The organism is Streptomyces sp. NPDC096152 (genome assembly GCF_044763235.1).
In the GTDB taxonomy this organism is placed as follows: Bacteria; Actinomycetota; Actinomycetes; order Streptomycetales; family Streptomycetaceae; genus Streptomyces.
The window spans coordinates 350,002-372,271 of sequence record NZ_JBIWFW010000006.1; the positions used below are offsets into that span (position 1 = coordinate 350,002).

The window sequence follows — 22,270 nt, forward strand, 5'->3', positions numbered from 1 at the left end:
GACGGTTCGGATTGTCCCTGTTGGTGTCCACCAGCCTCCGCCAGGACAACCCCGGCGCAGCCGCGAGGTGACTCGTCGTCGGCCGACCGTGCCTTCGGGTCGACGGAGACGTGTATTCGGAACCGGTGAGTGTCATTTGCCCCACGTCCGGGCGTCGTGGTTCCTCCTCGACGTGATGGAGTACGTTGCCGGGGGCCTTCGGCCCCAGGACATGTCGGCAAGGCCCCGCCTGCCTCGCGGAGTCGGGGCGGACGACGGGACTTCGCCGGCAAGCCCACGGCGCTTCGTCCCGGCCGTACCACGGACGGGGACGGAGACAGCCACTCGATCCCGCCGGGCCGTCGCCCCCTCCCGGCTCTCGCCCGCCCGTGACGCGGGCTCGCGGCGGGGATCGCCGGTTGCCCCGGCGGCCCGGTGGGACCCGCCGCTGACCACGGTGCCGCCCGGCCCCGTATCCGCCTTCCTGTGAAACCTGAGTGGAGAAGCGAGTCGAATGCCCACCGAGCAGCAGTCGCCTACGATGCGTGAGGTACTCCGGAACAGGTGCGCTTGTGCGGCCCGGTCGCACCCGAGAGTCCGGAGGACAGCGCCCAGGACTTCCTCGCCCGGTCCCTGGGCTCCCGCGCAGAGGCACTCGTGGGCAGGCAGAGCCGCCCGCTCGGGCCGTGGATTCCTGACTGCCACTCGTTTCGCCTGACACACCATCAGGCCTCCTTCGTGCGCGGCTGACGCGTCGCCCTCCATGGCATCCGCCCTCGTTCCGCGGGCTCTCGATGGGAGCTCGTCCAACGAGGGTGCCCGAGCCGGATTTCGCTGCCGCGGGCGGGACGGCGGCCGGCACCGGCCCGCCTCACGGGACTGCGCGACGAGGCGGAGCGTCGCTACCACACCCGCGGCGTACTGATTCCGATCCCGACCCGTGAATGGTGGGCCGGACGTGCGTCTCCACCGAGGCAATCGGGACGGCTTCGCCACCTGACGGTAATTGGTGACAACTCCCGCCTGTTCCCATGTGAGAGTTGCGGATTTCCTGGAGAACTGACTGAAAACGTAGGCCAATGATTGCCACTTCTGTAGTTGAATCCCGTGGGAGATTTTTCCTTCCGGTGCGCGGTTCTCAACTCGCGGGCGTCCACGACGACCGATGGGGATCATCATGGCTGGACACTCATTGACCTGCGTAAACCGTTCGGAGTGAGCCGGCTTGTGCGCCTTGGAACCATCTGATCCAGCTCAAGGGGCAGCGGGAAAACCCTTCCCGGTACCCGCAAACCCCATCTCCATGGCCCGTGTTCCGGCACTTTCGGCGGCATCCGCCCCCGAATAGATGCAGAGTTCGCCTCCCGTGTGCCGTGATGCTCCTGCCGTGCACTGTTGTGGTGATCTGACTGCTGTCCCTAGGGTGACTTACCGAATTGGTCGTCCGCGGGTCCGGAACCGCGGTGAAAGCGTGCCGATTCGAGCAGGTGCCTGTGCCGACGTTTCCTTCAGCCGACTGACACGGCGACAGCTGATGTCGTCGTAGACGAAAGGATGTGTGGCCATGACGTACGAGCGCCCGACCCTCGCCAAGGCCGGCGGTTTCCGCAAGACGACGGGGCTGGCGGGCGGTACCGCCAAGGACCTCCTCGGCGGTCACCAGCTCATCTGACCCCGAGGCGACCGGGCCCTTCTCCCGCCCCCTCGGCGTGAGGTGACCGGGGCCCGTCCATGTCGGCGGAGGGCGGTCACCGACCGTCCTCCGCCGCTCCACCCAGCTCCTTCCCGCACCGGCGAACGGCCATCGACCGGAGGTACGTGAGTCCATGAACAGCCCTGCGTCACTCGCCGTGGTGCCCGCTTGGTTCGTGGTGCTGCCTGATACCGACGAAGCGGCAGCCGTGGCGGACAGGGCCCTTCCGCACGCCATCGAGAGCCACACGCACGCCTCCGGCCGGCCGTGGTTGATGGGACGCTGGAATCCAGGGGAGCTGACGGTCGGCGAGTGCCGCGGAGTGCGTGTCGCGGTGTCGGGTGAGCACGCCGTCACCCCCGAGGAAGCGGCCCGTGCCGCGGCCGCGGCCACCGATCTGGGCTCCCTCGACCGCTTCGCCCGTTCCTGGCACGGCAGTTACCACCTACTGGTCAGTCTGCACGGCCAGGTACGTGCTCAGGGCACGGTCACCGGTGTCCGCTCCCTGTTCCACAGCGGGGCGCACTCGGCTCACCTGGCGGCCGACCGGGCGGACGTCCTGGCCGACCTGATCGGGGCGCCCCTCGACGAGGGTCGGCTTGCCCTCCAGATGCTCAGTCTGGGCGTGCTCCACCCGCTGTCCGCGCGACCCGTGTGGCGCGGGGTGGAAGCACTGCCCGGCCACGACTACCTGGTCCTGGAACGCGACGGCCGGGCACACCGGAAGCGCTGGTGGTGGTTGCCGCGTCGCGACGTGCCGTTGGCCGAGGGTGCCGCGAGACTGCGGGACGAACTGCGCCGAGCGGTCGAGATCCGTGTCCGGGACCGGGATGTGGTCACCGCCGATCTGGGCGGTCTGGATTCGACCGCCGTGGTGTGCACCGCGGTGGGCGCCGGCGCCAAGGTCGTCGCCTACACCGCGGCGACCCACGACCCTCGCGGCGATGACGTCCACTGGGCTCGTCGCACGGTCGAGGACCTGTCGTCGGTCGACGGCGCCGCGGGGCGCGTCGAGCACCACATCGTCCCGGCCGAGGACTTTCCGCTCACCTTCGACGGCGTGAACGCACTGACCGACGTACTGGACGCTCCCTCGCTGTATGCCGTGGACCGCAACCGGCGGATGAGTCTTCTCGACCTCGCGGCGGACCGTGGATCCACCGTGCACCTGGGCGGTTTCGGTGGTGACGAGCTGCTTGCGGGCGCTTCCGCCCGCGTTCACGACCTGCTGCTGCGCCACCCGCGCACCGCTGTCCGCCACACCCGCGGATACCTGGCCAAATATCGCTGGTCGCGGCGGCGAGCCACACGGCAACTGCTGGACCGGCGCTCCTACGGGGCGTGGCTGGAGCAGATCGCGACGGACCTGACCGGTCCGCCGCCATCGCTGGAGGAGCCGCTGTTCCAGTGGTGCTCGCCGGCCAGGATGCCGCCGTGGGCCACCACGGACGCCGTTGACGCGGTGCGGGCACTCATCCGGCAGGAGGCCGTCGTGGCGCGGCCCCTGGGCCCAGGGCACGGTGAGCATCGCGAACTGGCCACCATGCAAACGGTGTCCCGGTTCGCGCGGCACCTCAACCAGATGACGCGTCAGCGCGGCATCCTCTTCGCCTCCCCCTTCTACGACGACCGTGTGGTGGAAACCGGCCTGGCGGTGCGGCCGGAGGAGCGAGTGACTCCGTGGCGGTACAAGCCGCTCGTCGTGGAGGCCATGCGCGGAGTCGTCCCCGAGGCCAGCCGCACCCGCGCCACCAAGGCCAACGCCACATTGGAGGAGGAGGTCGGGCTGCGGCGGCACCGTGAAGCGCTGCTGGCACTCTGCGAGGACTCCCGGCTGGCCGAACTGGGCCTGATCGACGCGCAGGCGTGGCGCGCCTGGTGTTCCGGTCCTGTGTCGGCGGAACTGGAGAACGTGCTCCTTCATCCGACCGTCGGCTGTGAGGTGTGGCTGCGTACCCGGGAGGCGCTGCACCGCCGCTCGGACGGCTGACGCGTCAGCCGCCATGTGCCACCGGTCATGTGCCCTTCCCGGGCCCCGACGCCACCGGCCCGTACCACTGTGGCACGCCCGACAACCCCTGCCACCACCGACAAACGTCCCTCGCTACGGAGGTCTTCCGATGAACCTGGAGTTGCGCGGCGGCATCCTGATGGCCGAGACCGAGTACGGCCTGGCCCTGCTGGACGAGAACAGTGGCGAGTACTGGACCCTCAACCCCACCGCCGCCGTGGTCCTGGAAACACTGCTGGCGGGCCGGGGCACCGAAGAGGCTGTGCATGCCCTGACCGAGCGGTACGACGTCAACGACGGCCTCGCCCAGCAGGACGTCGACCGCATCCTCTCGGAACTGCGATCGGCCGGGCTCATCAGCGGGCGCTGACAGGCGGAGCGGCCGGCGGCCCGAGAAGCCGGAGCACTCCCCTCACGATGCCCGAACCCGCAGAGAGGAATGGCATGTCGACGCCCGAAGCGATCCCTTACCGGCCTCGTTCCGTACCGCTGCCCACCCGGTTGGCGGCCCGCCTCGCCGTGGGGTGCGCCCACCTGCTGGCGACTCAGCCACCCGCCCGTATACGTACCGTGCTGCGGCAGGTGCGCCGTGGCGCACGTCCGGCCTCGATGGCACAGACCGCGGCCGCCCTGGACACCGTCCTGGCCGTGAGCCTGACCGCCGGCGGCCGCAAGGGATGCCTGCCCAGGTCGCTGGCGACCGTCCTGCTGTGCCGGATGCGCGGCCAGTGGCCCACCTGGTGCGTGGGGGTGCGCAAACAGCCGCCGTTCGCCGCGCACGCCTGGGTGGAGGCGGATTCACAACCGGTCGGCGAGGACTGCCCCGCCGATTACTTCCAGCGCTTCTTCGCGGTCGACTGACCCATGGCCGGAGAGCTGCCCGCCACCACGCGCCCCGGCACCGGGAAGACAGCCCCGGCCACGTCACCCGTCTCCGAAGACGGGGCCGGGGCCGGCGTGCCGGCCACGATCGCCGGGGCCGAAGGCGCTGCCTCCCGTACGGGCACGCTCAGGGCCCCATCCGGCTACCGGGCCCTGGCGGCCTTGCTACGGCCCCACCGCCGCGCCGGCCTGGCCGGGGCAGTGCTCGGACTGATCGGCAGCACCCTCGGCCTGGCCCAACCCCTGGCCGCCAAGCGGTTGATCGACAACCTGGGCACGGGACGCACGCCCATCGGTCCGGTAGTGGTCCTGACCGCGCTCCTGCTCGGTGCCGCGGCCTTCTCCGCTCTGGGCCAGTACGTCCTGCACCGCACCGCCGAGTTCGTCGTGTGTTCCGCCCGCCGGCGGATCACCGGGCGCCTGCTCCGGTTGCCGGTGCCCGAGCTGGACCGGCACGAACCGGGTGATCTGATCACCCGTGCCACCTCCGACACCCTGCTGCTGCGACAAGCCGCCACCCAGTCAGCGGCCCCCGCCGTCACAGGCGTTGTCGTACTGGTCATGACGCTGGTGCTGATGGGCCTAGTCGACCTGCTCCTGCTCTCCGTCACGCTCACCGTCATAGTGTTCCTGGGAGCGGTCGTAGGGGCTGCGGCGCCCGCCATCGGACGTGCCACCCGGCAGGCGCAGGAGTCGGTCGGCGAGATCGGCGCCGCTCTGGAGCGGGCCCTTGGGGCGGTGCGCGCGGTCAAGGCCGCCGGAGCCGAGCAGCGGGAGTCGACCGCGCTGGACCACATGGCGGAGGACGCCCGTCGCACCGGCGTACGCGCCGCCGGCTGGCAGGCGCTGTCGGCGGCCGCCTCTGGCGTGGCCGGGCAGGCGTCCTTCCTGGCGGTGCTCGGTGTGGGCGGTGCCCGGGTCGCCTCCGGGACGATCAGCGTGTCCACCCTGGTCGCCTTCCTGCTGTATCTGTTCGCGCTGGCCCCGCGGATCAGCCAGCTCGTCGAGGCCGTGGGGCAGCTCCAGGTCGGCGCGGCCGCCGCACGGCGTATCGAGGCGGTTCAGCACATGGACACGGAGACCGCCGAACCGTCTGTCCCCGACACGTCACCCACAAGCGCTGCGGAGGCCGCGGGGCAGCCTCGTCGGCCCGCAGCCACCGTACGCTTCGAGCAGGTGGGCTTCCGCTATCAGCCCGGGCTGCCCGCCGTCCATCACAGCGTCTCCTTCACCGTGCCCGCCCGAGGGCTGACGGCCCTCGTGGGCCCCTCCGGTGCGGGCAAGACCACCACCTTTTCGCTGCTCGAACGTTTCTACGATCCGGACACCGGTCGCATCTTCCTGGACGGACTCGACCTGAGACAGTGGCCCCTGGCCGAACTGCGCGCAGCGATCGGTTACGTCGAGCAGGACGCGCCCGTCCTGTCCGGCACACTGCGCGAGAATCTGACCCTCGGCGCACCGCACACCCCGGACGACGACCTTCACGAGACACTGCGCCGCGCCCGGCTGGAATCTGTCCTCGCCCGTCTTCCGCAGGGGCTGGAGACCCTGGTCGGCCACCGGGGCAGTCGGCTCTCCGGAGGTGAACGCCAGCGCGTGGCGATCGCCCGGGCTCTCCTGCGCCGCCCTCGGCTACTCCTCCTGGACGAGGCCACGTCACAGTTGGACGCGGAGAACGAAGCGGCGCTGCGGGAGACCGTGGCGGAGGCGGCGCGGAACATCACCGTGCTGGTGGTGGCGCACCGGCTGTCCACCGTCACCACCGCTGACCGCATCATCGTCATGGAGGCGGGCCGGGTCCGGGCCGTGGGCACCCACGCGGAACTGCTCGAGACCGATTCCCTCTATCGCGACCTGGCCACGACCCAGATGCTCACCGCCGGGCCGGCGCCCGCCGACGGGGGTGCCCGAGGACTCGCAGAAGAGCAAAGTGTGGCTTCGCGTCGTGTGGTTCGTTGATGTGGTGCGCCCATATCGGGTGAGGTCACTGCTGGGTGTGATGTTCTCGTCGCAGGGGCGTTCGACCATGTTCAGGTCCGCACCGCGGAGGACGTCAGCCCAGGAAGCTCAACCGGACCTGACGGTTGGGATTGTCCCTGTGGGTGTCCACCAACCTCCGTTGAGACAAACGCGATCCCAGCGACCTGAGTCAAGGTCATCGGCAGCACGGGGCAGAGGTGAAATGAACAGCGGCAGCACCGGGAAGAGCGGAACGAGGGAAGGCGGCGCGTAGGAAAACCGTGGGCGGCCCGGCCTCCCCTCGTCCGGGAGGACAGCCGGGCCGACGGGGACGGATCAGTACATGCTCACCTTGTACGCGCTGAGCGCCTCGGTGACGGGCTGGAAGAACGTGGTGCCGCCCGTGCGGCAGTCACCGCTGCCGCCCGACGTGATGCCGAGCCCCTTCGTACCGTCGTAGAGCGGGCCGCCGGAGTCGCCGGGCTCGGCGCACACGGTGGTCTGGATCAGGCCCTTGACCGTCCCGCCGCCGCTGTAGTGGACGGTGACGTTGAGCGCGGTGACGGTACCGCTGTGGGTGCCGGTGGTCGAGCCGGTGCGCTTGACGGACTCGCCTACGTACGCGTCTGCCGCGGTGTAGCCGCCGGGGTGGCTCAGCGAGGTGTTGTCGTAGCGGACCAGGGCGTAGTCGTTGCCCGGGAAGCTCGAGCCCATGGTCGGGCCGATGAGGGTGCTGAGGCTGGAATTGGTGTACCAGGTTTTCGCCACGTTTCCGCAGTGGCCGGCCGTGAGGAAGTAGTAGGTACTGCCGCTGACGACGTTGAAGCCCAGCGAACAGCGGTATCCGCCGCCGTAGATGGCGTCTCCGGCGGAGAGCAGCGGCGTGAGGGCGCCGGGGGTGCGCTTGACGGTGATCGCACCGGCGTCGGAGCCGGCGGCCCTGGTGATCCTGGCGAGTTCGGCGCGGGAGACGGTGCTGTCGGCGGTCACGACCACCCGGCCGGACCTCTGGTCCACGCCCCAGGCCGTGCCGGGGACGTCCGCGCGTTCCACCGCACGGCTGACCTGGGACAGTTCGGAAGCGCTGTACGTCCCGACGGGCGCCGCGGTGGCGGCCTGCGGTACGACGAGGGCGCAGGCGCCTGCGACGCCCGCGGCGGCGAGCAGCAGCCGTCTGTGTCCGGTGGCACGGGTGCGGGTGGTGCGCTGGATCCTCACAGATGTCCTCCTGGGGCGTAGGAGGGCCCGGGGGGTGAGAGGCCCGGCGCCGCGGGAGCGGGCATCCGAGGGGCGACGATCCCACTCGAATGGCGTGCTCCTGACAGACGCTCAGTGGGAGTATCGGGCGCGGCGGGTCCGGGCACAAGAGGGGGTTACCGGTCCGCGGACGGCCCTTGGCACCGCCGGATACGGTCCAAGGCGCTCAACCGCTGATCAGCGCTTGCAGCCGTTCGGCCGCCGGCCTGCGCTGGGGAACGCTGGACACCAAGGGTGTGGAGTACGGGTGGCTGCGCGGCCCCGGCGTCGACATCCTCCTGATCGACGCCGGCACCCCACGGCGAGCCGCGGGTGCGTCCCGATGTCCCCCGGGACGAGGTGGCGCGAGCCGTGGGAGCCGACGCAGAACGGTGCGCACCACGGCGGCCGAGTGCGCCGAGCTCGGCCGCCACGTCGCCGTGAAGCCGCGCGAGGCGAAGGGGCCGACGGTCCTCGGGCTGCCACTGCGGGGGTCTCGACCCTGGGCGCACCGGGGGCGTTTGACGACGGCCGTCAGGAGGCAGCCGCCGCCCCGCCGGGTCCTCGTCACGGACCCGGCGGGGCGCAGAGCGTCACACGCCGGGGATGCCCCGGGCAGCGAATGCCTGGCGGACCGCGTCGGCCTCGTGAGCGCCGTACATGTCCTGGGCGGTAGCGATCGTCTTCAGCGCCGCGTCCTTGAAGCTGGTGTCAGGCGCGAAGCCGAACTGGGCGTTGACGATGATCCGGTCCGCGGTGCGCGCCCCCAGTGCCGTGCGGATGTCGAAAAGGGCGCGGGACCAGATCTCCCCGTCTGCGTGCACCTCACCCACCTTGTCCGCGTAGGTCTTGTCGCCGTCCACCCTGCGCAGACAGTGCGGCGTACTGGACGTGTAGCTGACGGAGTCCCAGTCGGCGACGCAGGCAAGATCGGTGCGGCGCGGCCAGCCGTACTTCGCGTCGGCGTGGTCGCCCACGGAGACGGCCAGGTAGTCGCCGAACGCCTCCCCGATGGAGCCGGCCTCCTCGGACGTGCCGAAGCCGGGGACCTGGGCGTTGTGCACGGCGTGGCCGTACTCGTGGACGATCACCTCGGCGTCCTCGGCGTCGTCCACACCACCCTTGCCGAAGCGGATCTCGGCCTTCTTGTCGGTGAAGAAGCTGTTGTCAGCGCCCCACTGGTTGATGCGCACCGACTGCTGCCGCGCGTTGGCGGCGGGCAGTTCGCTGCCGAAGCCGAGGCTCTGCAGGTACTCCTGCGCCTCGTTGACCCAGAAGTAGGCCATTACCTGCTCGAACTGGTCGCTGCTGCGGTCGTAATCGTACGCGCCGTCGACCGCGCGCGCTGCGGAGCCGGTCTCGGACCGGATGCTCACCCACCTGCCGCTGAGGGCGCCGCTGCCGTCGAGGTTGCGCAGCGCCACAGTCGCGTAGGCCGACGGCGGCACGGCACCGGCCGCGTCCTTGTCGTCGGTCAGGCCCTGGTCACCGGTCGCCTGTACCGGGTTGACCATGAAGACCCGGGCCGAGGGGTCCTGTGCGGCCGAGGCGGGAGCCTGCGGTCCGAGAGCGGCGGCCGCCGCCAGGACGCCGATCGAGGCCTCGAGCAGCCGGCGGTTGATGCGATGGGGCATGGTCTTCCTCCAGAACCCGAGGGGGGTGGCGTCGCGCCGCGGCAGTCTGCCCCATCCGGATCCTGTTTGACCAGTGCATGACGCCCTCTACATGCGACGTCCCCCCGGTCAGACTGGGCTTGTCCCGGGGAGCCAGGGCCGGAGTTTCGAGCGTATGGGCGGCCCCGAGCCGGCTAAGCGACCAGCGTGTCGGACTCTTCGCCGGGCTCCTTGTTGCAGCGGGACCACCGAGCCAGACAGCCGATCGCGGCGTCCACGTACAGGCCATCCGTCATCGCTCGCGTCTCTGATGTCACCCGCCACTTCCACTTGGTACGGCCGGATATCAGCCCTACAGTCGTGGCCGCCGGCGCTACCCGAGGAACGACAGGCGAACCTGACGGTGTGGATTATCGACATTCGTGTCCACCAGGCAGACCGACTGCCAAGTCCCCAGCTCCAGCCGTCCGCCGAGTACCGGGAACGTCGCGTGCGGCGGGACGAGCGCCGGGAGGACGTGGTCGCGGCCGTGTCCCGGGCTGCCGTGCCGGTGCTGCCAGCGATCGTCGGCGGGGAGGAGGGTGTGCAGGGCGGCGAGCAGGTCGTCGTCACTGCCGGCGCCCGTCTCGATGACGGCGATTCCGGCGGTCGCGTGCGGCACGAACAGGTTGAGCAGGCCGTCGCGCCCGGCGGCGGCCTCCCGCAGGAAGGCCTCGCAGTCGCGGGTCAGGTCGACGACCGACTCGCTGGAGCCGGAGACGACGTTGAGCACTCGGGTGGTGAAGACATCGGGCATGCCCCCATCCTGACCCCTGAGCCGGCTTTCACACGCGCATGACCCCTCTGTGGAGTCGGTGTCCTCCGTGCGCACGCGTCTTCGCGGTGTCTTGTGTTCCGGCCGCGCCGAGCGTCCCGTAGCCCCGGGAAGATCCGCCACCGCCGGGAAGGTCGGCCACCAGCGGGAAGATCCGCGTCCCCGGCGCGGTTGGCAGAGGCGTGAACGATGCGCGCGAGGTCGAGGTGGTCGTCGTGGGCGCCGGTCAGGCCGGACTGTCCAGCGCCTACCATCTGCGGCGCGCCGGATACGAGCCCGGGCGCGACTTCGTGGTGCTCGACCACTCCCCCGCCGCCGGCGGCGCCTGGCAGTTCCGCTGGCCGTCGCTGACGTACGGCAAGGTGCACGGGATGCACGCGCTGCCGGGCATGGAGCTGACGGATGCCGATCCCGCGCGGCCCTCGTCCGCGGTCGTCGGAGAGTATTTCGCCGCCTACGAACGGCGCTTCGGTCTGCGGGTGCGCCGGCCGGTGGACGTGCGGGCCGTCCGGGAGGGTTCCGGCGGGCGGCTGCTCGTCGACACCTCGGCCGGCGCCTGGCGGACGCGCGCGCTGATCAACGCCACCGGCACCTGGGACCGGCCGTTCTGGCCGCGCTGTCCGGGTCAGGAGACCTTCCGCGGGCGGCAGTTGCACACGGCGCAGTACGCCGGGCCGGAGGAGTTCGCGGGGCTGCGGGTGGTCGTGGTGGGCGGGGGCGCGTCCGGGACCCAGCACCTGCTGGAGATCGCGCCGGTCGCGGCCGCCACCACCTGGGTGACGCGACGGCCCCCGGTGTTCCGGGAGGGCCCCTTCGACGAGAACGCGGGCCGGGCCGCGGTCGCGCTCGTCGACGAACGGGTGCGGCAGGGGCTGCCGCCCGCGAGCGTCGTCTCGGTCACCGGGCTGCCCCTCAACGAGGCCGTCCGGCAGGGTCTGGCGGACGGGGTCCTGAACCGGCGGCCGATGTTCGACCGGATCGCTCCGGACGGCGTGGAGTGGGGGGACGGGCGGCACGTGGACGCCGACGTCATCCTGTGGGCGACCGGATTCCGGGCCGCCCTCGGCCACCTGGCGCCGCTCGGGCTGCGCGAGCCGGGAGGCGGAATCCGCGTCGAGGGCACCCGCGTGGTCGCCGATCCGCGCGTCCACCTCGTCGGCTACGGCCCTTCGGCCAGCACCGTCGGCGCCAACCGGGCCGGCCGCGCCGCCGTCCGGGACATCGGGCGCCTGCCGGCGTCGCCCCCGGCGGCCGCCGCCTGAGCCACCGCCGTCAGCACGGTCACCTCAGCTCGTCGGCTCCAGCCGCGCGTCCCTGCGGACCAGCGCCGCGTAACGCCCGTCGAGCTCCAGCAGTTCCTCGTGCGTGCCGCGTTCGGCCACGCGCCCGGAGTCCAGGACCACGATCTGGTCGGCGCCCCGGACGGTGGACAGGCGGTGCGCGATGGTCAGCGTGGTCCGGTTGGCCGACAGCGCGTCGATGGCCTCCTGCACGGCGGCCTCGGTACGCGTGTCCAGCGCGCTGGTGGCCTCGTCGAGGATCAGAACCGGCGGGTCGCGCAGGATGGTGCGCGCGATGGCCAGGCGCTGTTTCTCTCCGCCGGAGAAGCGGTGGCCGCGCTCGCCGACGATCGTGTCGTACCCGTCGGGCAGGGCCGCGATGTGGTCGTGGATCTGGGCCGCCTTCGCGGCCGCCCGCAGTTCCTCGTCGGTGGCGTCCGGCTTGGCGAAGCGGAGGTTGTCGGCGACCGAGGCGTGGAAGAGGTACGTCTCCTGGGAGACGACGCCGACCGCACGGGCGAGGGTGTCGAAGTCGAGGTCGCGGACGTCGGTGCCGTCCAGAGTGACCCGGCCGCCCGTCACGTCGTACAGCCGGGGCACCAGGTAGCCGAGGGTGGACTTGCCGGCGCCTGTCGGGCCGACGACGGCGAGGCTGCTGCCCGCGGGGACGGTGACGTCGACGCCGTCGAGGATGGGGCCGCTCCTGTCGTCGTAGTGGAAGGCGACGGTCTCGAAGCGGACCTCGCCCTTGACGCGGTCGAGGTGGATCGGCGCCTCGCGCTCGGTGATGTCGATCGGCAGGTCCAGGTACTCGAAGATGCGCTGGAAGAGCGCGAGAGAGGTCTGGATCTGGACGCCGGTCGACAGCAGGCTGACGGTCGGGCGGAAGAGACCCTGCTGGAGCGAGACGAAGGCGACGATCGTGCCGATGGAGACCTGGGGGCCGCCGAGCCCGAGGGTGACGCCGGCGGTCCAGTAGATGACGGCGGGCATGGCGGCCATGACGATCGTGATCACGGCCATGCGCCAGCGTCCGGCCATGTTCGACCGCACCTCCAGGTCCACCAGCCGCTCGGACTCCTCGGCGAAGGAGGCGGTCAGCGAGTCCGAGCGGCCCATCGTCCGGCCGAGCAGGATGCCGCTGACGGAGAGCGACTCGGTGACCGTGGCGGCCATGGCGGCCATCTGCTTCTGGCGCTCGGTGGTGATCTTCTTGCGCTCGTTGCCGACGCGGCGGCTGATCCACACGAAGACCGGCAGCAGGAGCAGCGAGACGACGGTCAGCCGCCAGTCGAGGGCGACCATCGCGACGATGGTGGCGACCACGCTGGTGAGGTTGGAGACCAGCGAGGTGGCGGTGGAGGTGACGGTGGCCTGCATCCCGCCGATGTCGTTCGCGATGCGCGACTGCACCTCGCCCGTGCGGGTGCGGGTGAAGAAGGCGAGCGACATGCGCTGGAGGCGGCCGTAGACGGCGGTGCGCAGGTCGTGCATGACACGCTGGCCGACGGTCGTCGAGATGAGGGTCTGCAGGACGCCGAAGACGCTGGAGAGGACGGCGCTGAGGATCATGCCGAGGGCGAGCAGGCTCAGCAGGCCGGTGCGGCCCTGCGGGATCGCGACGTCGAGCGTCGCCTTCAGCAGGAAGGGCGTGGCGACCGAGACCAGGGACGAGGCGCCGACCAGCAGGCCGACGATCGCGAGGCGGCCGCGGTAGGGCCGGAAGAGGGCGAGGATCCGGCGGACCTGCCGGGGCTGGTCCTTGGCGTCGGCAGGGGGTGTCCAGGAGGGTTGACGGTCGGGGTGCATGGGCTCCTACGGAGGTGGGCGGGCGCCGGCGCGGACGCGACCGGCGACGACTGACGTGATCATAGCTCATTGTTACCTATACTCACAATGAACGGCATCCTGATATTGTTCCCGCATGAGCACCCCCGACGCCGACGGGCTTCTCGCCGAGCAGTTGCTGCGGCTCACCCGTCGGGTGCACCGCATCCAGAAGCACCATCTGGAGCTGCACGACCTGGGCATCACGCCGGCCCAGTCCCGGCTGTTGCGCACCCTGGCGCACTTCGGCGAGCCGCCCCGCATGGCGGATCTCGCCGCCGCCCTGGAGGTCGTGCCCCGCGCGGTGACCACGCTCGTGGACGGACTGGAGGCCGGCGGCAAGGTGCGCCGGGCTCCCGACCCGGCCAACCGACGGGTGATCCGCATCGAACTCACGGACGACGGCCGCACGGCGCTGCGCGAGCTGCGCGGCGCGCGCCGAGCGGCCGCCAAGGAGATCCTCGCTCCCCTGACGGACGAACAGCGCCAGGCTCTCGGCTCGCTGCTTGACACCTTGGTGGGCGCGGGGCCCGAGTCCGGGGCGCGTCACCCCTGAGCCGGGGCCCCGGCCCGTTCGGCCCGCTCAGCAGCCGCTGCGGTCCTCCGTCAGCATCCCCTGCACGGTGGTGAGCGTGCGGTCGTAGCACCCGCCCGAGCCGTACAGCCGGTAGCGCTCGCCCGTGGTGCCGACGGCGTGCCTCTGGTCGCGCGGCACGTTCAGCGTGTAGGCGGCGTCGCCCGTGTAGGTGTCGTCCAGCCGTGACCAGGCGACGCGCCGACCGCCCCGCACCTCGACGACCGATGCCCGGTCGCCCAGGGTGAGTACGGTGCGCAGCCGGTCGCCGGCGGAGACGGCCGTGGTGCCGTTCATCGTGTAGGTGCGGTGGGTGTGCGTCGACCTGGCCGGCCCCCCGTGCCCCGTGACGGTGACGGTCTCGTCGTCGGTCCAGGTGGCGTCGAGCCCGTCGGTGTCCTCCCCGTCGGTCCAGCGGTGCGTGGATGTGTCGGCCAGGCGGCGGCTGACCGTGGTGGTCACGCGGCCGTGCGAGGTGTCGACGTACCCGGCGACGGTCAGCCGGTGCCCGCCCTCGGTGTCCACGCGGTGCGGTGATCCGGGTGTGTACGTCGAGGAGTCGGCCAGGTCGCCCGCCCGGTCGGCGGTGAGGCGGCCGGTGACCCGGGTGCTGCGGGCGTCCTGCCACACCAGCACGTTCACGGGCGTGCTCCAGCCGGACCGCCCCTGCGGCACTCCGGTGACGGAGACCTCGACGCGGTGCGGACGGCCGTCGTCGAGGATGCCGGCGAAGGGCGTGAGGTCGTACTCGATCGGCTTGACGTCGAAGGCGCGCGGCCCGGGGACGACGTACCAGAGGAAGGGGTTGGACCAGCCGCCCGTCCAGACCGTGGGGAACGGTGCGGCGATTCCGGCGAGTCGGCCGTCCACGGTGATCTGCACCTCCCGGTAGGGCCCGCGGTCCGCCTGGCAGGAGTACGGCGCCTGCCGCGGTACCGCCAGATACCAGAACTCCTCGCAACCGCCGCCGGATCCGGTGGCGTACACCTCGGCGACGATGCGTTCGCTGTTGCGCGGGGTGGTGAGCGCCGTCCCGTCGGCGAGGGTGAGGACGCGGTCGGGGGCCGCGGCGGGCCGGGAATGCCGGCCGGCGGCGTAGAAGGTGAGGGTGACCTCGACGTCGATGACTCCGGTGTACGTGTCGTCGACAACGTTGCCGATGAGCATCTCGACGTCCCGGGTGCGGCGGAAGGTGTCGCTGTAGCGTGTGACGTCCTTCTCGGCGGACCACTCGATGCCGTCGGGCGAGGGCTCCGGAGTGGACGTGCGCAGGATCTCGACGCCGCCGACGCGCAGGTACCCGAGCCGGTCGTACTGCCGCCCCCGGACGTTGCCGTCCAGTCGCAGCACCACCTTGCTCCAGCGGTCGCCGCACCCGTCCGGCGGGGTGTAGGTGCCCCGGTACGGTGTGAAGTCGCGGAACCGCGCCTCGGCGAGGGTGATCCGGCAGGACTTCCCCGAAGGCACCGTGACGGACGGAGCCGCGGTGACGGGGTCGTGCCAATCGGTGCCGAACTCATCCGGTGCGTCGGTGGGTTGACCGATGGCGCCAGGCATTCGGGCGGAGCCGTCCGCCGGCCGGGCGGGGCTCGCGCCGAGCAGGGTGCCCGCCAGGAGGGTCGCTCCCGCAAGCATGGACATGACTATGCGATGTCTCATGGCCGGTGTTTCTACGGGGACTTGGCCGCCACCGCAATGACGCCTCGCACCGGTCCCCCCTGATCGGCCACCACCGTCCCGCATTCGGGCCTCGGTCACGCAGTACGGCGGGGCGACCGTCAGGCCGCGAGGTTCGCCCGGTCGCCCATCACCATCACGGGCCGATCCTGCGGGTCGAGCCTGCGCAGCAGGTACCTCATCGCGGACTCGGGGACGCTCACGCAACCCAACGTGCCGTCTCCGTGGTCCAGATGCAGCCAGATGCCCCCGCCCTTCGCCTGCCCCAGGGGGCGGGTCCCGTCGTCAGGACGGGTGCCCGGCAGCCGGTTGTAGTCGATCGCGATGACGTAGTCGAAGTCGTGCCAGTGCGCCTCGTCCCAGTAGTAGGGAGACGCGAAGGCCGCGGCGTCCTGGGTGTACGGGAGCAGGGCACCCGGGTCGTCGCGGAGACCGCCGGCGTCGGAGAGCGTGAACACGCCGACCGGACTGCGCTCGTCGCCCTCGTGATGGTCGACGGTCCAGCCCCGCTTGCCGTTGTGCGCGGGCCAGCCGGACACGCGCTCCCAGTCGCTCCCGTGCTTCTCGTACAGGACGAGCGTGGAGTCAGGGGAGTCGCCGTGCTCGCCGTAGACCGCGACTACCTGGCGGGTGCCTGCCGGGACCTGGCGCCACAGCCGGTCGCCGACCCCCGGAACGCGCGGCGGTTCCACCTGGCTGGGCCGGGGCCTCCCGTCCGTGCCGCCGGGTCTGGGAACAGCGCCGCCCTGAGGGGCCACCGTCGGCGGACCGCCGCACGCGGCCAGAACCGTCAGTAAGAAACCGCAGGTCACCGCCGCGGCCGTCGCACGCCTTGTACCACGCCTCTCCATGATCCCATGGTGGCACCGCGTTCCGGACGAACCACTTGGGATTGGGCCAAACAGTCTCATCCACTGTCATGTGACGCACGGAGTCCCCGACTTGCGCTCGTCCCCGGACTTCGCCCGGTTCCGCCACGCAGTTCTCGGCAGGGGACGGGGAAGCAGCCGGTTCCTTTCCCCGGGAGTGGAAAACCGTTTGCCTCCGACCACGCTGCGACGCGACCCTGTCACGGCTTGTTCCCCCTCTCTCCTTCTCCCTCCGCCCCTCGACACGAGTTGACACGAGCCACTGGGACGTCATGCGAATCCAAGACCTTCCGTATCCCGACCCGGGTGTGCCGGACACACGCTCGGGCCCCCGATTCCTGTGGTGGCTCGGACGGAACCAGCTGGGCGGCCAGCTGACGGCGCTGGCCTGGGGGCTGCTGCACTTCGTCTCGGTCTCCGCCCTCCCGTTCTGCGTGGGCCTGGCCGTCCAGGCGGTCGTCGAGCGCTCCGGCGCACAGCTCGCCCTGGCGGGCGGGCTGATGGCGCTGTGCTGCGCCGGCAACGCGCTCGGCGACACCTTCCTGCACCGTGCCGCGGTCACCAACTGGATCACCGCCGCCGCCCGTGTCCAGCAACTGCTGGCCCGCAAGGCCGCCCACCTCGGCGCGGCCCTCACCCGGCGGGTCGCCGCCGGTGAGGTCGTGGCCGTCTCCACGGGCGACGTCGAGAAGATCGGCTGGTTCGTGGAGGCCGCCTCGCGGTTCACCGCGGCGGCGGTCACCCTCGTACTGGTCTGCTCCGGGCTCCTGGTCTACCAGCCGGCGCTCGGCGTGGTCGTCGCCGTCGGTCTGCCGGCGCTGGCGCTCGCGGTGCTGCCGCTGCTGCCCCGGGCCACCCGCCGCGCCGACCTCCAGCGCGAGAAGGCCGGCCGCGCCACCGAACTGGCTTCCGACACCGTCGCCGGTCTGCGGGTGCTGCGCGGCATCGGCGGCGAGGAACTGTTCCTCGACCGCTACCGCCGCGCCTCCCAGGAGGTCCGGCACGCGGCCGTGCGCAGCGCCCGCATGTGGTCCCTGATCTCCGCGATCCAGGTACTGCTGCCGGGTCTGCTGCTGATCGCGGTCGTCTGGCACGGCGTGCACCTGGCCCGCGCGGGCCGGATCACGGTCGGGGAACTGGTCACCGTCTACAGCTCGGTCATGGTGCTCACCTATCCGCTGCGGCACTTCGAGGAGATCGCCATGGCGTACTCCTTCTCCCGTCCGTCGGCCACCCGGGCGGCCCGGGTGCTGTCGCTGGAGCGGGCCACGGACACCGCCGGGACCCGCGCGGCGGACGCTCCCGGGGGCGATCTGTACGACCCGGTGACCGGGCTGCTGGCACCCGCCGGGCGCCTGACCGCCGTGGTGTGCGGCGACCCGGACACGGCGGACCGGCTGGCCGAACGGCTGGGCGGGCACCCGTCCGAACCGGATGCCTCGGTCCTGCTCGGCGGCGTACCGCTCGACGAACTCCCCATCGACTCCGCGCGCGCCGCAGTGCTGGTCCAGGACAAGGAACCGGTGCTGCTGTCCGGCTCGCTGCGCGACCTGCTCGACGTGCCCCGCTCGGGCGAGGTCGATGCCGAGGAGGCACTGACGGCCGCGCAGTGCGGGGACGTCCTGGAGGCGCTCGCGCAGGCGTCGCTGGGCGCCGAGGACCCCATGGACGTACGGATCACCGAACGGGGCCGGTCCCTCTCCGGCGGCCAGCGCCAGCGTCTCGCCCTGGCCCGGTCGCTGATCACCGACCCTGAGGTGCTGGTCCTCGACGAGCCGACATCCGCCGTCGACTCCCACACCGAGGCGCGGATCGCCGAGGGGGTGCGCAGCCTGCGGGCCGGGCGCACCACGGTGGTGTTCACCTCGTCCCCTCTCGTCCTGGACCTCGCGGACCGGGTGGTGCTGGTGCACGACGGGGAGGTCACGGCGGTCGGCGCGCACCGCGAGCTGCTGCACTCCGAGCCCCGGTACCGGGCGTCGGTCACCCGGGAGAGCGACGAGGAACGCGCCGGGAGCGCGGCGGGCTGCCCTGACTTTCCCGGAGACGGCGGAGGCGCACCGCGCGGCGAACGGGCCACCCCGCACCACGCGTCGCGGAACGGCGAAGACGCTCTGCGCGGCGTGTTGCGGAACGACGACGGCGCCCTGCGCGGCGCACTGGAAGAGATCGAGGAAACCGCATGATCGGCGTGGCGCCCCCGGCGTACGACCCGGCGGCCCCGACGACGGCGAACACCCTGCCCGTCGGTGCCCCCGCGACCGTGCGCGCCTATGTGGTCGAACTGTTCCGCCGTCACAGGCGCGCCTTCCTGCTCCTCGTCGCCGTCAACACGGTGGCCGTGCTCGCCTCCATGGCGGGCCCGTGGCTGCTGGGCGGCCTGGTCGAGCGGGTGGCCGACGGCACTCGCGAGCTGCGGCTGGGGCTGACGACCACGCTGTTCGTGCTGGCGCTGCTCGCGCAGGCCGCGTTCGTGCGCGAAGTGCGACTGCGCGGCGCGATGCTCGGCGAGCGGATGCTGGCCGACCTGCGCGAGGACTTCCTCGTACGCTCGGTCGGTCTGCCGCCGGGTGTCCTGGAACGAGCCGGCACCGGGGATCTGCTGTCCCGCATCACCACGGACATCGACCGGCTCGCCAACGCGATGCGCGAGGCCGTGCCGCAGCTGGCGATCGGTGTGGTGTGGGCCGCTCTCCTGCTCAGCGGCCTGGTGGTCACCGCGCCGCCGCTCGCCGCCGCCGTGCTGCTCGCCCTGCCGCTGCTGGTGGTCGGCTGCCGCTGGTACTTCCGGCGCGCCCCGTCCGGCTACCGCTCGGAGGCCGCCGGATACGCGGCCGTGGCGGCGGTCTTCGCCGAGACGGTCGACGCCGGGCGGACCGTGGAGGCGCACCGCCTCGGCGACCGCCGCGTCGCGCTGTCGGAGCGCCGGATCAGGGAGTGGACGGCGTGGGAGCGCTACACGCTCTGGCTGCGGTCGGTGCTCTTCCCGGTCATCAACGTCACGCATGTGACCGTGCTCGGCTCCGTGCTCATGGTGGGCGGCGTGTTCGTCCTGCGGGGCTGGATCGGGGTCGGCCAGCTGACGACGGGCGCGCTCATCGCACAGATGCTCGTCGACCCGGTGGGCCTGATCCTGCGCTGGTACGACGAGCTGCAGGTCGCCCAGGTGTCGCTGGCCCGGCTGGTCGGGGTGCGGGACATCGAGCCGGAGGCGGGCGACACCTCGCTGGGCCCGGACGGACGCGACGTGCACGCGGACCGGGTGCACTTCGGCTACCGCGAGGGCGTCGACGTGCTGCGCGAAGTGTCCCTGAAGGTCGCGCCGGGTACCCGGCTGGCGCTGGTCGGCCCCTCGGGCGCGGGCAAGTCCACGCTGGGCCGGCTGCTGGCCGGTATCTACGCGCCCCGGGACGGCCGGATCACCCTCGGCGGCGCCGAGCTCGCCCGGATGCCCGCCGAACAGGTCCGCTCCCACGTCGCCCTGGTGAACCAGGAGCACCACGTCTTCGTCGGTTCCCTCCGCGACAACCTCCTGCTCGCCCTGCCGTCGTCCCGGCTTCCCTCGCATGGGACCTCCACCGCCGTCGGCACCTCGAGCGGAAAGGCTTCGCACCACGTGGCCTCGAAGGGACGGGCCCCAGGCGACGCCGCCGATGTCCCGCGCGGGGGAGCCTCCCACGACGCCGTCGACGCCCAGCTGTGGGCGGCGCTGGGCGCGGTCGACGCCGGCGGCTGGGCCCGCGCGCTCGCCGAGGGCCTGGACACCGAGGTCGGCTCGGGCGGTGTCGCGCTCACCCCGGCCCAGGCCCAGCAGATCGCCCTGGCCCGGCTTGTGCTCGCCGATCCGCACACGCTGGTCCTGGACGAGGCGACCTCGCTCCTCGATCCGCGGGCGGCGCGCCACCTGGAGCGGTCCCTGGCGCGCGTCCTCGACGGCCGCACCGTCGTCGCCATCGCCCACCGGCTCCACACGGCCCACGACGCGGACGTCATCGCCGTCGTCGAGAACGGCCGCATCAGTGAGCTGGGCAGCCACGACGAGCTCGTCGAGGCGGGGGGCGCCTACGCGGCCCTGTGGAGGTCGTGGCACGGGTGAGAGGGAACGCGAACGCGGTCCCGGGCGGGGGCGGGGGCGGGTGAGGCGCGCTGCGCGGCGGCCGGACGGGCGCGCTCCGCAGCGTGTCGTCCCAGGGCGGCGGCGCTTCTGCCGCCGCCCCCGCGGGAGCAGTCGCCCGCAGCGGCAGCGGGCGGCACGTCGGCGGGCCGGGACCGGGCCCCTCCGCGGATCGGTCGGCGGCCCTGGCGACGGCTCGGTGCCGTGCCGTTGCGCAGGGACGAACAGGGGTGGAAGGCTGGAAAGCGGCACCGGTTCGGGGAACGCCCGGGAACCCTGTGGTTCGCGCCCGGTGAGACCTGTGCCCCGCGCCCCGGCGGCAGACCGCCGCCCGCGGTGAGAACGGGCCCGTCCCCACCCTCTGGAGGTACCCGTGGACAGCGCCGACGGATGGGGAGACGACGTCTACCAGCCCGATGACACTTCCGAGGTCCGGGAGGACACGGGGATCCTCGACTCGGAGGACACGCTGGAGTACGACGGTGTCGAGGACCCCCTGGACCGGGGCTGGTCCCCTCCGGAACGGCCCTGGGCGGTGGAGCACGAGGGCGTGACCGCGGGGGAGCGCCTGCAGGGCGAGACCCTCGATCAGCGTCTCGCCGAGGAGCTGCCGGATCCCGTCACTCCCGATGGCGACGACATCGGCGACTGCCAGGGCACCGACGGGGAACTCCTGGACAACGAGGTCGGCGCGGCCCGCTCCGGCCGCCTGGTCGCACCGGACGAGGGTGCGCACGAGGACGAGGAGAGCGCGCTGATCGCCACGGACGTCGGCATCGACGGCGCGGCCGCCTCCGCCGAGGAGGCCGCGATGCACGTGGTCGACGAGGAGACGCAGTACGGCTGACCGGCGACCGGACGCCGCAGTCGACGACGGTGTCGTCCTCTCCCCCGTCGCCGGGGGAGCACCCGAGGCGTTCGGAAGGCGCCTCAGATGAAGTTCAGCGCGGCCGCGCAGCCCACGCCGCCGAGCATCATGAACACGGGCATCAGCACCTTGAGCTCCACCCAGCTGCCCGCCCGGAACCGCATCGCCTTCGGAGGGCCGACGGGATACCAGCGCTTGCGGCCGACCGGTATCGGCCACAGGATCGGGCAGCCTGAAACGGTCAGCGCGTCCCCGATGTCGTGCACCAGCGCGCCCAGCACGATCGGCAGCCCCAGCCACAGGTACTGCTGGCCCGGCGCCGTGAACAGCCAGCCCGAGCCGTTGCCCGGCTTGTCGAGAATGCCGGCGATGATCCACGCACTGGTCGCCGCCAGCAGCCACACCAGGACGTCGCTGCTGGACCCGCGGGCCGCCCGCCACAGCAGTCCCTCGATGGCCAGCACCATGTGGACGAAGAGAATCGCCAGCACCGCCCAGCGTCCCCCGGTGATCGCAGCGGCCGAGGAACCCGCACCGATCAGCACCGCCCACAGCCAGGTGTGCGTCAGCGTCCGGTGGCCGCCGGAGCGGCGCGGGTCGCCCTGCTTCTTCGTCGCCTTGTAGACGGCGTACGAGAGCTTGTCGACGATCTCGCAGATCCACCGCGAGATCGGTCCGAAGGAGCGCGAGATGGTGGCGGCCTTGTGATCGAGGTCGGGGGCGAGCGCGGCGCCGGCGCAGATCAGGGCGCCCGCCAGCAGGACCGGCCAGGGCATCGGGTGCCCGGTCGCGGCGGCCGCGGCTCCGACGCCGAGCCAGGCCGCGGCGCCCGACAGTGAGTGTGCTGGTCCCATCATGGCCGTTCCCCGCC

The 22,270-nt window shown here is 71.9% G+C and carries 17 protein-coding genes; 10 read left to right on the top strand and 7 right to left on the bottom strand.

Annotated elements, in window-relative coordinates; all coding sequences use genetic code 11:
* Positions 1–1,543: 1,543 nt before the first annotated feature.
* The 5 genes from ACIQ9G_RS22125 to ACIQ9G_RS22145 all read left to right on the top strand — a co-directional run bounded on the left by ACIQ9G_RS22125 (position 1,544) and on the right by ACIQ9G_RS22145 (position 6,527).
* Entirely contained in the window at positions 1,544–1,651 is a 108-nt protein-coding gene (locus tag ACIQ9G_RS22125; RefSeq protein ID WP_403612136.1) for a keywimysin-related RiPP, read from the top strand.
* A 154-nt stretch (positions 1,652–1,805) separates the two neighbouring features.
* Positions 1,806–3,662 (top strand): asparagine synthase-related protein, encoded by a 1,857-nt coding sequence (locus ACIQ9G_RS22130; protein WP_403612139.1) that lies wholly within the window; start codon positions 1,806–1,808, stop codon positions 3,660–3,662.
* A 130-nt stretch (positions 3,663–3,792) separates the two neighbouring features.
* Positions 3,793–4,053: a lasso peptide biosynthesis PqqD family chaperone gene (locus ACIQ9G_RS22135; protein WP_392193293.1), complete on the top strand. Its 261-nt coding sequence runs from the start codon at positions 3,793–3,795 to the stop codon at positions 4,051–4,053.
* Between the two features lie 74 nt (positions 4,054–4,127).
* Positions 4,128–4,544, top strand: coding sequence for a lasso peptide biosynthesis B2 protein (locus tag ACIQ9G_RS22140; protein ID WP_403612142.1), 417 nt, complete (start codon positions 4,128–4,130; stop codon positions 4,542–4,544).
* A 3-nt stretch (positions 4,545–4,547) separates the two neighbouring features.
* Entirely contained in the window at positions 4,548–6,527 is a 1,980-nt protein-coding gene (locus ACIQ9G_RS22145; RefSeq protein ID WP_403612144.1) for an ABC transporter ATP-binding protein, read from the top strand.
* A gap of 336 nt (positions 6,528–6,863) precedes the next feature.
* Here the strand turns inward: ACIQ9G_RS22145 and ACIQ9G_RS22150 are convergent, their stop codons facing one another.
* The 3 genes from ACIQ9G_RS22150 to ACIQ9G_RS22160 form a co-directional block, all read right to left on the bottom strand.
* On the bottom strand, positions 6,864–7,745 hold the full coding sequence (locus ACIQ9G_RS22150; protein ID WP_403612147.1) for a S1 family peptidase: 882 nt from the start codon (positions 7,743–7,745) through the stop codon (positions 6,864–6,866).
* A 611-nt stretch (positions 7,746–8,356) separates the two neighbouring features.
* Positions 8,357–9,397, bottom strand: coding sequence for a M4 family metallopeptidase (locus ACIQ9G_RS22155; protein WP_403612150.1), 1,041 nt, complete (start codon positions 9,395–9,397; stop codon positions 8,357–8,359).
* A 352-nt stretch (positions 9,398–9,749) separates the two neighbouring features.
* Positions 9,750–10,172 carry a YjbQ family protein gene (locus ACIQ9G_RS22160; protein ID WP_403612154.1) on the bottom strand — a complete coding sequence of 141 codons (423 nt, stop codon included), beginning with the start codon at positions 10,170–10,172 and terminating at the stop codon, positions 9,750–9,752.
* A gap of 200 nt (positions 10,173–10,372) precedes the next feature.
* On the opposite strand from ACIQ9G_RS22160, the gene ACIQ9G_RS22165 reads away from it, so the two are divergent.
* Positions 10,373–11,452, top strand: coding sequence for an NAD(P)-binding domain-containing protein (locus tag ACIQ9G_RS22165; RefSeq protein WP_403612156.1), 1,080 nt, complete (start codon positions 10,373–10,375; stop codon positions 11,450–11,452).
* A 24-nt stretch (positions 11,453–11,476) separates the two neighbouring features.
* Here the strand turns inward: ACIQ9G_RS22165 and ACIQ9G_RS22170 are convergent, their stop codons facing one another.
* Positions 11,477–13,279, bottom strand: a complete 1,803-nt coding sequence (locus ACIQ9G_RS22170; protein WP_403612159.1) for an ABC transporter ATP-binding protein — start codon at positions 13,277–13,279, stop codon at positions 11,477–11,479.
* Between the two features lie 115 nt (positions 13,280–13,394).
* On the opposite strand from ACIQ9G_RS22170, the gene ACIQ9G_RS22175 reads away from it, so the two are divergent.
* Complete coding sequence (locus tag ACIQ9G_RS22175) at positions 13,395–13,853, top strand: MarR family winged helix-turn-helix transcriptional regulator (protein WP_403612162.1); 459 nt, start codon at positions 13,395–13,397, stop codon at positions 13,851–13,853.
* A gap of 27 nt (positions 13,854–13,880) precedes the next feature.
* Here ACIQ9G_RS22175 and ACIQ9G_RS22180 read toward each other — a convergent pair whose 3' ends face one another.
* Both ACIQ9G_RS22180 and ACIQ9G_RS22185 read right to left on the bottom strand, forming a co-directional pair.
* A complete protein-coding gene (locus ACIQ9G_RS22180) occupies positions 13,881–15,530 on the bottom strand; it encodes a peptide-N4-asparagine amidase (protein ID WP_403612165.1) in 1,650 nt (549 codons plus the stop codon).
* A 119-nt stretch (positions 15,531–15,649) separates the two neighbouring features.
* Positions 15,650–16,399 (bottom strand): L,D-transpeptidase family protein, encoded by a 750-nt coding sequence (locus ACIQ9G_RS22185; RefSeq protein WP_403612168.1) that lies wholly within the window; start codon positions 16,397–16,399, stop codon positions 15,650–15,652.
* 290 nt (positions 16,400–16,689) lie between these two features.
* Here ACIQ9G_RS22185 and ACIQ9G_RS22190 point away from each other — a divergent pair, with 290 nt between their 5' ends.
* The 3 genes from ACIQ9G_RS22190 to ACIQ9G_RS22200 all read left to right on the top strand — a co-directional run bounded on the left by ACIQ9G_RS22190 (position 16,690) and on the right by ACIQ9G_RS22200 (position 21,378).
* Positions 16,690–18,603 carry an ABC transporter ATP-binding protein gene (locus tag ACIQ9G_RS22190; RefSeq protein WP_403612170.1) on the top strand — a complete coding sequence of 638 codons (1,914 nt, stop codon included), beginning with the start codon at positions 16,690–16,692 and terminating at the stop codon, positions 18,601–18,603.
* Positions 18,600–20,513, top strand: a complete 1,914-nt coding sequence (locus tag ACIQ9G_RS22195) for an ABC transporter ATP-binding protein (protein ID WP_403612173.1) — start codon at positions 18,600–18,602, stop codon at positions 20,511–20,513. The genes ACIQ9G_RS22190 and ACIQ9G_RS22195 overlap by 4 nt, the downstream gene beginning before the upstream one ends.
* Before the next feature lie 391 nt (positions 20,514–20,904).
* Positions 20,905–21,378 (top strand): DUF5709 domain-containing protein, encoded by a 474-nt coding sequence (locus ACIQ9G_RS22200; protein ID WP_403612175.1) that lies wholly within the window; start codon positions 20,905–20,907, stop codon positions 21,376–21,378.
* An 83-nt stretch (positions 21,379–21,461) separates the two neighbouring features.
* Here the strand turns inward: ACIQ9G_RS22200 and ACIQ9G_RS22205 are convergent, their stop codons facing one another.
* Complete coding sequence (locus tag ACIQ9G_RS22205) at positions 21,462–22,256, bottom strand: metal-dependent hydrolase (protein ID WP_403612178.1); 795 nt, start codon at positions 22,254–22,256, stop codon at positions 21,462–21,464.
* Positions 22,257–22,270 lie beyond the last annotated feature (14 nt).